This is a genomic window from Microcoleus sp. K4-B3, assembly GCF_036704615.1.
Lineage (GTDB): Bacteria > Cyanobacteriota > Cyanobacteriia > Cyanobacteriales > Microcoleaceae > Microcoleus.
Genome location: NZ_JAUBSF010000139.1, coordinates 1 through 10414 on the forward strand (window position 1 = coordinate 1; position 10414 = coordinate 10414).

10 protein-coding genes are annotated in these 10414 nt (G+C 46.3%); 5 read left to right on the forward strand and 5 right to left on the reverse strand.

Annotated features, from left to right (window positions below; translation table 11 throughout):
* Positions 1-142 precede the first annotated feature (142 nt).
* From QUA78_RS30425 to QUA78_RS30435, 3 genes are read left to right on the forward strand one after another with little or no spacing between them, the layout of a single operon-like run.
* Positions 143-520, forward strand: a complete 378-nt coding sequence (locus tag QUA78_RS30425) for a transcriptional regulator (RefSeq protein ID WP_333305691.1) — start codon at positions 143-145, stop codon at positions 518-520.
* Between the two features lie 4 nt (positions 521-524).
* On the forward strand, positions 525-869 hold the full coding sequence (locus QUA78_RS30430; RefSeq protein WP_333305689.1) for a type II toxin-antitoxin system RelE/ParE family toxin: 345 nt from the start codon (positions 525-527) through the stop codon (positions 867-869).
* Positions 856-1230, forward strand: coding sequence for a transcriptional regulator (locus tag QUA78_RS30435; protein WP_333305687.1), 375 nt, complete (start codon positions 856-858; stop codon positions 1228-1230). Before QUA78_RS30430 ends, QUA78_RS30435 begins: the two co-directional genes overlap by 14 nt.
* A gap of 16 nt (positions 1231-1246) precedes the next feature.
* Here the strand turns inward: QUA78_RS30435 and coaBC are convergent, their stop codons facing one another.
* From coaBC to QUA78_RS30460, 5 genes are all read right to left on the reverse strand, one after another.
* A complete protein-coding gene (coaBC, locus tag QUA78_RS30440) occupies positions 1247-2446 on the reverse strand; it encodes a bifunctional phosphopantothenoylcysteine decarboxylase/phosphopantothenate--cysteine ligase CoaBC (RefSeq protein ID WP_333305685.1) in 1200 nt (399 codons plus the stop codon).
* Positions 2447-2684: 238 nt separating this feature from the next.
* Positions 2685-2897: a protein IsiD gene (gene isiD / locus QUA78_RS30445; RefSeq protein WP_106150386.1), complete on the reverse strand. Its 213-nt coding sequence runs from the start codon at positions 2895-2897 to the stop codon at positions 2685-2687.
* A gap of 45 nt (positions 2898-2942) precedes the next feature.
* Entirely contained in the window at positions 2943-3569 is a 627-nt protein-coding gene (locus QUA78_RS30450) for an alpha/beta hydrolase (RefSeq protein ID WP_333305683.1), read from the reverse strand.
* A gap of 308 nt (positions 3570-3877) precedes the next feature.
* Complete coding sequence (locus QUA78_RS30455) at positions 3878-5962, reverse strand: CHASE domain-containing protein (protein ID WP_333305681.1); 2085 nt, start codon at positions 5960-5962, stop codon at positions 3878-3880.
* A 378-nt stretch (positions 5963-6340) separates the two neighbouring features.
* Positions 6341-8251 (reverse strand): ATP-binding protein, encoded by a 1911-nt coding sequence (locus QUA78_RS30460; protein ID WP_333305679.1) that lies wholly within the window; start codon positions 8249-8251, stop codon positions 6341-6343.
* Between the two features lie 368 nt (positions 8252-8619).
* Between QUA78_RS30460 and QUA78_RS30465 the strand changes: the two genes are divergently transcribed.
* Together QUA78_RS30465 and QUA78_RS30470 are read left to right on the forward strand one after the other, a co-directional pair.
* Complete coding sequence (locus QUA78_RS30465) at positions 8620-8817, forward strand: hypothetical protein (RefSeq protein WP_333305677.1); 198 nt, start codon at positions 8620-8622, stop codon at positions 8815-8817.
* A 543-nt stretch (positions 8818-9360) separates the two neighbouring features.
* On the forward strand, positions 9361-10206 hold the full coding sequence (locus tag QUA78_RS30470; protein WP_333305676.1) for a cyanophycinase: 846 nt from the start codon (positions 9361-9363) through the stop codon (positions 10204-10206).
* The last annotated feature ends 208 nt before the right edge of the window (positions 10207-10414 follow it).

Consider the following 10414-nt stretch of genomic DNA (forward strand, 5'->3'; position numbering starts at 1 on the left):
AACGTATTAAATTTAAGTCCCTTCACCCTACTTAATGTTTTGTTACATATCTGTGAATTTCCCCGCCGACCTACTTAATAGGTGGAGATAAGAGAAAGGAAAGAGCGAGATATTGGCAAAGCTATTCAATATTGGAGAGACTATGAAAGACGTGAAAGCACCAACGAGTAGGAGTTACCAAGAATTTCTGCTAGAATCTCTGAGAAATGCCCAAGAAGCAGCAGGTTATATCGAGGTGACATTGACAGAAGCAAGCGATGAACATAAATTGCTCCAAATGGTACTCAAAGATGTGGTAGATTCTCGGCTAAATTTCAATAATTTATCAGAGTCAGCTCAACTTCAATGGGAAAAGCTCGACAAGATGTTGACAGAAAGTGCAGGTTCGGAAATCTATAGTTTGGTAGAACTGCTCGAAGCGTTAGGATTTAAACTAGGAATTAATATGGCTGATATTGAGTTGTCTGCTGAATGTACTACGGATCGCCCTACGAGAGAAATTGCCGATCGACTGCGATAAAATTATGGAAGTACAACCGAGGGAAATTCGACGTTACACTACACCAGAGGGTAGGGCACCATTCACCGAGTGGCTTGATGCCCTCCGCGATCGGAATGTTAGAGTTAGAATCAAATCTAGGCTTGACCGAGTTGAGCAAGGTAATCTCGGAGATTTCAAGTCAGTGGGACAAGGAGTTTTTGAACTCAGAATTAATTATGGCCCGGGCTACCGCCTCTACTTTGGACAAGTCGGCTTGACAATTGTGGTAATCCTCATAGCTGGGGATAAAAGCACCCAAGAACAGGACATTCGACAAGCTATAGAATACTGGACAGATTATGAAAAACGTGAAAATGCCTACGAGTGATAGCTACCGCGAGTACCTAATTGAATCTCTTAAAGAGCCTGAAGAAGCTGCTGGTTTTATCGGGGCTATCTTGGAAGAAAAAGACCCTGAACCCGCACTCCTGAGAAATGCCATCAGAAAGGTAATTGAGGCTAAAATCAGGATGAATGCTCTTTCGGAGTCAGCAAAAGAACATCACGAAAAACTCGACAAGATGCTGACTGAAAGCGGCAGTTTGGAAATTTACAGTTTGGTAGAATTGCTCGAAGCGTTAGGATTTAAACTAGAAATTACTGTCGCAGATATTGAGTTGCCCGCTGACTCGGAATCAACGGAAATTGGGGAATCAGAATTATCGCCCGAACCAGCTAATGCAAGTTAAGAAGTAAATCGCGCCCTCACCCCTCCATCACAAAATCAAACAATCGGTGAGCCATTTCTAGCTTGCTGCAAGGTGTTATTTCTACTTGCTTGCCGGCGGCATTAATTAATATTGCTTGATTGGTATTGCTGCCGAAACCTGCACCTATTCGATCGATCGGGTTGGCGGCAATTACATCCAGTTTCTTTGCCCGCAATTTCTCCAAAGCCGGCTTGACAATATCCCCAGTTTGTGCTGCAAACCCGATTAATTTTTGGTGCGACTGTTTCAATTTTCCCAACTCTGCCACAATATCCGCTACTGGTGCCAAAGGCAAACAATTGGGGAGCGATCGCTTCGGCAATTTCTCACTACTGTACTCGGCAGGTCTCACATCCGCTACCGCTGCAGCCATCACCGTCAAATCCGCATCGTGAAAGCATTGCAGCATTGCCTGCCGCATTTCTTGTGCACTCGCAACTGCGATCGCCCGCACACCTGACAGCGGCAATTCGCCAGTTATACTGTGTACCAGCGTCACTGTCGCGCCGCGGTGCTGTGCAGCTTGCGCCAAAGCTATGCCCATTTTGCCGCTGGAAGGATTGCCGATAAACCGCACCGGATCGAGGTGTTCCCGCGTTCCTCCCGCACTGATCAACACCCTAATGCCCGCTAAATCTCGATCGCCCTTCGCATACAACAGCGATTCAATATGAGGCAAAATCTCACCAGGTTCTGCCATCCTGCCGACACCCGCGCGATCGCACGCCAGCATTCCCGCCCCCGGATTCGCAGCATGATAGCGCCGATAAGTCAACACTTCCCGCCAATTCCGCTGCACCGCAGGCTGTTCCCACATATCCGTATTCATCGCCGGTGCCAGCAAAATTGGGCAAGTAGAAGCTAAGACAGTATTAGTCAGCAAATTATCAGCAAAACCCCCCGCCAACTTAGCCAAAGTATTAGCCGTCAGGGGAGCAATAACAAAAACTTCCGCCCATTCTCCCAGTTGAATGTGCAGGGGGCGCCCGTGACTTGCTTGCCAAAAATCTTTGTCAGTAAAAGCAGGATGGCGGCAGAGAGTAGCAAAAGTCAAAGGCGTCACAAACTCCCCGGCCGCATCAGTAAGAATAGCTTTAACTTCAGCTCCAGCTTTCGCTAAAGTGGAAACTACTTCGCAAACTTTGTAAGCCGCAATCCCGCCGCTAACGCCGATTAAAATTCGTCTGCCCTTCATGTCATACGATTTTAGAATTGAAGAATTGGGGATGACCTATCGCTACCAGGGTTTGGATCGCGGGCCTACAATTGCATTCTTTTTTGAAAGTGGTATCATTTTCTCATAAAAAAGAATCAAGAAAGAAGTTGAGATGAAAACAGACAAAAATCCATAACTTATCTGTTCAATCCGCAACAAAATATGCTGCTAACTTCTTCCTCAATTCCGTCGAAATTTTTAAGCTAGATTTTTAAGTCTATGCTTCGTCGTAGGCTTCCATATCCAGAAGGTGGAGATAAGGTTCAACCATCTCCGGCCGCTGAAAGGCAAGCGATCGCAACAAATGCCAATCATTCAATCCCTCAAAAGGATCTGTATAATCGTCAACTTCCAAACGGACAGCCAATTCTGCCACGTCCTGAGAAGTAAGTACAGCAATATCGCGCGATGCTTTGGTTAAAGTTTTCATTTTTTTCCCCTGCCCGAGACTTCCGCCATACTATATCCTAAACCTTTAATCGGATTTAGACACAGTTTCTAAAACAAAACTTCGCATTACATCTACAACTTCGGGTCGAATCTCGTGTCCCATGATAAATTCTCGATACTGCACCGCAGTTCCCCAAGCAGTCAAACTGTCGCGCGATCGCACAGCAGCACTAACAGGCACAATAGTATCTTGAGTACCGTGGACGATTAAAACAGGTGGCAAAGCACTCCCAGCAACTGGCGAAATCGACGGGTGTAAATAACCGCTCAGACAAATTAAACTGGCTACAGGCAAAGTCAATCCCACATCTAGAGTCATCGCTCCACCTTGAGAAAAACCGCCTAAAATCGTGCGAGACAAAGGCACACCCGTGCTGTTTTCCAAAGACAGCAAAAATTCCCTCAGCAATTGCCGGCTTTTTACCAATCCCTGAGCGTCTGTGCTTTGAAGGTCATACCACATTTTGCCGCCCATTGCTTGGGGATGGGGAAAGGGGGCGTCGGGAAACACAAACTGATAATTCGGCAAATTGAAAGCCGGTGCTAAGGAAGTCAAATCGCGAGCATTAGCACCCCATCCGTGCAAAGCGACAATCAAAGCGACAGGTTTGCGATCGGTTTTTGGCGGAATGCTAATAAATTGTAAAGACATCGTAATTAGTAATTGGTAATCTGGCATCGCTACAATTATAAATTGTCGCGGCGAGTAAAACCCAAGATATTTGTTTTGGGCAAAATTTGACTAGAAATTAGCACGCACTTGCCAATAACTCTAACTGTTAACTGTTGACTGTTAGCTGTTAAATATAGGGTGCGCAATCCGCACCTTTCCCAAGTATGGTGCGCACCTTTCCTAAAGAAATAAAAAAAGAGAGAACGGCGACGCTCTTGCGTTCCCATTAGAAAGGGAGATGCCAGGGGGAGCTAGACTCAGCTAGAAGCGAGATTTCTCCCCCTAATTCAACTAACACCTACCGCAGGTGCAACTTTAGAAACAGATTGCTCGGACTGTTGCCGCACGGGTATCTCAATCCAGAATTCAGTTCCCTCTCCCGGAGCCGATACGCACCTGAGCGAACCTTGATGTTTGTCCACTATTTGATAGCCGAGCGACAATCCCAAGCCAGTACCTTTGCCTACAGGCTTGGTAGTGAAAAACGGCTCAAACACACGTTTTTTGACATTCTCGGTCATGCCCGTTCCATTGTCAGAGATGCGCACCCATACACAATTAGAACTTAAAAGTTCAGTGCGAATCCGAATTGTAGGTAAAAATGGCGAATTTGAGAAACTTTGCCCGAGCAGCTTTTTTTGATCGGGTGCGTCATATAAAACATCAATAGCATTTATCAAAACATTCATAAATACCTGATTTAATTGTCCCGCCCAGCACTCCACTAAGGGCAAATTCCCGTATTCTTTGATGAGTTTAATGCCCGGAAAATCCCCTTTGGGTTTCAGCCGACTATCCAAAATCATCAAGGTGCTGTCAATGCCTTGGTGAATGTCAACCGACTTCATTTCAGCTTCATCCAAGCGCGAAAAATTCCGCAGAGAAAGCACGATCTGGCGGATGCGTTCAGCTCCCAAATTCATAGATTTTAGGATTTTAGGCAAGTCTTCAGTGATAAACTCCAATTCGATCTCTTTTAGTTTGGCTTGCACTTCTGGCGTTGGGTTCGGATATTGCTGCTGGTATATTTCCACAAGTTCCAGCAAGTTTCGAGTATATTCGCCTGTATGGATCAGGTTCCCAGAGATGAAGTTGACAGGATTGTTAATTTCGTGGGCAACTCCAGCCACCAACTGCCCCAAGCTGGACATTTTTTCAGTTTGGATTAGTTTGAATTGAGTTTCCTGCAAATTTTTTAGTGCTGTTTCTAGTTCAGCGGTGCGCTCTTTTAGTTGAATTGTGCGATCGTAGACTTGCTGTTCTACTTTGGCGGTACGTTCTAGAGACATCAACAGGTAAATCGTCAAGCTGCCAGTCATCAATAGCCCGATCGCACAAATAGCCAGCGAACCCTGATGCGTTCTCAGACCGCTGTACCCCTTCCCTGGCAAAACTAGCAGCATCCACTGGCGGTCTGCTACGTTAAATAAGCGAGTGCAAGCACTAGGATTTTGACAGATTTTCCCCCGGAGATTAGTTAACTCTGGCTTTTCTAGTTTTGGGTTATCTATCAACTGCTTAGCTTGTGAGTCGTAGCGCACCAGAAAGCGTTCTTTCCCTGTAGCCGAGTTGTCGTAGAGGTAAAAATTAATGCTGTCTAAATTTAGGGATTCTAAAGAGAAATCGACCATATGGGTGATCTGAAACAGACCCGCAATAACTCCCCTGAGATTTTCGCGGTTCTTGACCGAGTTATCTAGAGAAGTTGTGCGACGGGGTACTGGCAGAAATACTTGCAATCCCGGTTGATTGTTGCTGACTAATGTAATCCGCGCGGAAGCAGCTATTTTCCCGGTATTTACCGACTTCTCTAAAGCTGCTTTGCGATCGGGGCTGGAAGCAACATCAAAACCGATCACTTTGTTATCTTCTTTTAGTGCTTCTCTGTAGGCAATTGGAAAGTATTCCGATCGCACTTTTGCTTTGATCGGCTTTTGGTCACGAGTTCGCTCGTAAATTTGAAATGCCGGAAAACCTTCGGCTCGAATTGCAGCTTCGTAAGCTGCTTTTTGGGCAGCAGGCACGCGCACACTCCAGTTAACAGAATACATGGCAGAATTTCGGGAAAGTTGTGGTTGAACGAATTGCTTAAAATCTTGTCTGCTAACTTCAGTAGATGCGTTATAGAATGCTTGAAGTGAGTAAAGAGCTTCTAAATTGTTATTGATGCTTTGGTGCAGTGTCACATTCAGGCGATCGGCTTGCTGATGAAATTGAACTTGCATTCGTTGGTTTTCCGAATGCCACACAAGGGCGGCGGCTGCGAATGACAAGCTTGTACCGATGCAAAGAGTCAGCGCTGCTGGAATGTAGCCACGGTGCGACAGTAAACTTTCCCTCTGCGAATTAAACCAATTGCTTGCCACATTCATATTTCCACACCTTCTGCCACCGGAGTGCAATTAGTTTAAAGACTTGTGAAATTCCTTGATAACACGAAGGACAGCCCAGAAACTAAATTGTCTAAAAACTTACGATCGCAGGAATAGGGCTCACCCTGAGAAACCCTATTTCTACGAAAATATTGGTGTGGTAACGAGAAATCTGGCAAGAAACCGGGTTTCTTAGGAATAGTGCATCCACGACTGAGGAATTGCCACCAATTGTAACTAAGTGTAACGAAGCGAGTTCAAATCTGGGCGCTCCCCAAGTTCCTTCCCCGGAAGCACCCGGGAACGAGAAAAAGCCTTTATCTGGTGGGGCGGGTACTCAATACCCGCCCCACAAAGCCAAGTTAAATGTGGAACAGGTTACAAAACAGTCCCTATTTCCTTCAAATAAACCCGTGTAAACGGTTCCCCGTCTCCCAGAGTATACTGTTCGATCAACCCCTGGCGGCGAATAGAAATACTATTTCCTTCCCTCACCACAACAGTATCGTCATCAGTGCTTTCTCTGACCAACATCATCTCAGTTTCCCCCGGATTGTCCAGCACCACCATATTGCTCCCCTGATAAAACATTCCCTCAGCTTCCAAAATATTTCCGGGATATTCAGCAATTAACAAATCGAGCTTGGGATTCCGCAGCAAACTTTGCACGTTAAGATTGTAATTCTTATGCAAAACTTTTTCAGAACGGTTGACAAAAAGTCCACCGCGACAAACAGCACCGATCGTCCAATCGGGATGCTGCAACAGAATGTGGTCGATTGTTTCTTGCAGTTCTTGCACCGAAATTCTGTTGAAAGTAATAATCGGAATTCTCGCTGATTTTCCCGAGTCAAAGAAAGTTTCGATAATATGGGAAGGCACATCAACCCCTTCGCCGACAGCCGGGTTGAGGTGCATAAAAATTCCCGGCGCGGCATTGATTTCGAGAATCCCAAAATTGCCTGTTTTCCAAGATTTGGCGAGAGTTTCTGTTACCACATCCACCCCCAAACAAGTTAACCGAAAATGTAGGGCGATATCTTGAGCCAAAACAATGTTATCCGGGTGAATAGTGTGGGTAGCGTCGATGCTGACGCCGCCTGCGGAAAGATTGGCGACTTTGCGCAGAGATACAGTACGATCGCCCTCTAGGACACTATCCAATGACAGCCCTTGTTCTGCCAGATACATTTCCATCGCTTCGTCGGACTGAATTTTGCTCAGGGCCGAAGTTGGCGTATCCAAACGTTCGGATTTGCGGTTTTCACGGCGGATCAATTCGCGAATTGTTGAGTCGCCGTCCCCTGTTACCCAAGCGGGCCGGCGTTCAGTTGCCGAAACAAATTTGCCGTCAACGCACAGCAGCCTAAAATCCGATCCTTTGATGCTATTTTCCACAATTACTCGCACCGGTTCTGTTTCGGGAATTGCCTTAACAGCTCTTTTAAAAGCGGCCTGCAATTCCTCAGCATCTCGGACATCTGCTGTGACGCCAATTCCTTTATGGCCGACTACTGGTTTGACAGCAACTGGGTAGCCAATGTCTCTAGCAACTGCCACAGCTCCGTTTTCTGTGGAGACGATATCGCCTTTGGGAACAGGAAATCCTAATGTAGCGAGAAAAGCTTTACAATCGTCTTTGCGCGTGGTAAAATCGGAGTCTAAGTGGCTGTCACAATCAAAAGTAGTTGCAGAGCCGCGCACGAGTTTTTTGCCGTACCCGTATTGCATCAATCCTTCATCCCACAAATAAAATACGGGAATGCCTTTTTGGGATGCCGATCGCATTAACGAATAAACTGTCGGGCCTCCGTAAACTGACTGCCGGAACATATTTTGCAGCGCGTCTATTTGGGATCCCAAGGGAAAATCTTGATTTTGATTGATGGCTTCAAACCAATCCCAAACAGCGTAAACTACGGCTCTGGCGCTGCGGGCGTGAACTGCTTCTATGCTAATTCTGTTAAACTGAGAAAACGGCTTGACGTTCCAGTGTTGGAAGTGCAAACCCATGTCGAGTTTTGCAACTTCTGAAGCGGTACGGCCGAACAGTTGGGCGTGGTTCGAGAAAGTTTCGTGCAGGAGTTGCGGGTAGCGATCGCTAATAATTTCATGGTAATGTGCGATCGGCAAAGGTTCGCTCGCGCCCGTCACCCCCAAATCGAAAACTAAAGCCGCTGTTCCTAAATAAGGGTTTGGCCCCATATAGTGTTTGAAGTTGAAAACATCAAAAACATCGGTTTTTCTAGCATTGACCCGGGCTGTTTCGGTGCTTTTTTCTTGCAGCATTTTCTAACCTCCTTTTCGTTAATTTTTCACGTTAACTCTCTTGCCGGTGCATTAGATACTATCCGCAGGCATAGATATTGCAGCAGCAGTTGATACAAACACTCCGACCAATTCTGCCTTCAGCATCGCGGGAGTGGGGGAGAGGGGGAGTGGGGGAGATGGGGAGAGGGGAAGAGTGGGAAAATATTTCTTCTTCCTTCAACATCTAACTAAGCACTGATGACTGACTAAGCACTTATAACTAAGCACTTATAACTAATAACTACTTCCTTGCCCCCTGCAGAAAAAAACCTATAACTTTTGAGAGGTGCACTGCCCACTTATAATTGTTTATGACTGTGAAGGAGAATTTAAGAGGCAGCAAATTTATGAAGATCGCACAAACTGCTCTCAGGGATCAAGTTCACGAATTAGCTGAGGAAGCATTTCACCGGAAGCTAATTTCTGGCTACGGCGATGGTCAAAACAGCAACGAATATCAGATTGTCTGGAATGGCAAACCCAGACACCTACCTTTAGAACGGGCGCGTACGGTATTGAGCAATTTGATCGAGCGATCGCACTAACGGGCGATCGTACTAAATTAGGACTTACGCTCATCAATCCGATTTCTACGAGCAATAAGAGGAGGATTAGCGAAGAATCGAGTCAGAAACCGAATTGATCGCTGCGCGCGCGTGGGCCCTGTAATTTAAGCTCATTTCTTGACCCCTCCTATATCCTGTTAGGGGGGGTGAGGTTTTTTAGCGGCTTATCCAGGATGAGCTAAATAGATAGTCCTAGACGCAGAAACCGGGTTTTTTTAACCAGTCCCGGACGCAAAAACTCTCTCAGAAACCGGAGTTTCTGAGTTAAGTTTTTCCGTTCAAACAACGCAGAATTTTCGTTTTTATTCCCGGTTTCTTTAGTCTAGTGCCTCCTGGACTGTTTGCCCAACCATCGTTACAGCCCGGACTCAGAGTAAAAAAAAAACAGAACGTTTGAGCTGTATGCGTCCTGGAGTGGTAGAAGCCTTAGTTTTTTTTGTATCTATATATACCTTTTGGCAGTTTTCAGAAAAAGGAATTTTGTGTTTTAGTGAAATTTAATAAATTAAAAGTGGAGATAATATGGCGAGCAACGAAAAGCAGGGGAAGTTGCTAATTATTGGCGGCGCGGAAGACAAAGAGGGGGAGTGCAAAATTCTGCGGGAATTCTTGCGGTGCGCCGGAGGCACTAAAGCCCACATTGCGATCATGACGGCTGCGACAAGCCTGCCGGGAGAAGTAGGAGATAATTACATCCGAGTGTTTGAGCGACTCGGCGCTGAAGATGTGCGAGTTGTTGACACCCAGAGACCCGAAGATGCCAACAATCCAGATTATTTAGAAGCGATCGAACAAGCGACAGGCATATTCTTTACAGGCGGAGAGCAAGCCCGGATTATTAACTGCTTGAAAGGCACCAAACTCGACGTAGCTATGCACAAACGCTACTCAGAAGGGATTATCATTGGTGGCACCAGTGCCGGCGCGGCGATGATGCCAGACATGATGATTATTGAAGGAGACTCCGAGACAAATCCCCGCGTTGAGGTGGTAGCAATGGGCCCGGGAATGGGTTTCCTTCCGGGAGTTGTCATCGACCAGCATTTCGCCCAGCGAGGTCGTCTGGGACGCTTAGTTACCGCACTCTTGCTGCAACCGGCCGTGTTGGGATTTGGTATTGACGAAAATACAGCTATTTTAGTCAGCGGTGACGAATTGGAAGTTATTGGCGAAAGCGCTGTAACAATCATCGACGAGTCGGAAAAACTCCACGACAATATAGATGGACTGTTGAAGGATGAGGGTTTGGCGATTTGCGGCGCCAAGTTGCACATCCTCCCCCACGGATACCGGTTTAACTTGAAAACTCACCAGCCGGTGCTCGATAACGTAACAACTACAGCAGACAGGGCAACGGCGATCGCCTAATTTACTTCCAAGGCCGCCCAAGTAAATGTCAAAATTATGTAGGGTGCGCAGCGCGCACCTTACCGCTTCAACGAAGTATCGGGGTTTAAAAACCCAGTTTCTTGGTTCAAAACTAATAAAAAGAAGAGGATTTGGTAGAGTCGATAGGGGAATTTCTACCCCTACCTCTCCTTCAAAACGGAACGTGAAACTTTCGCTTCATTCCGCT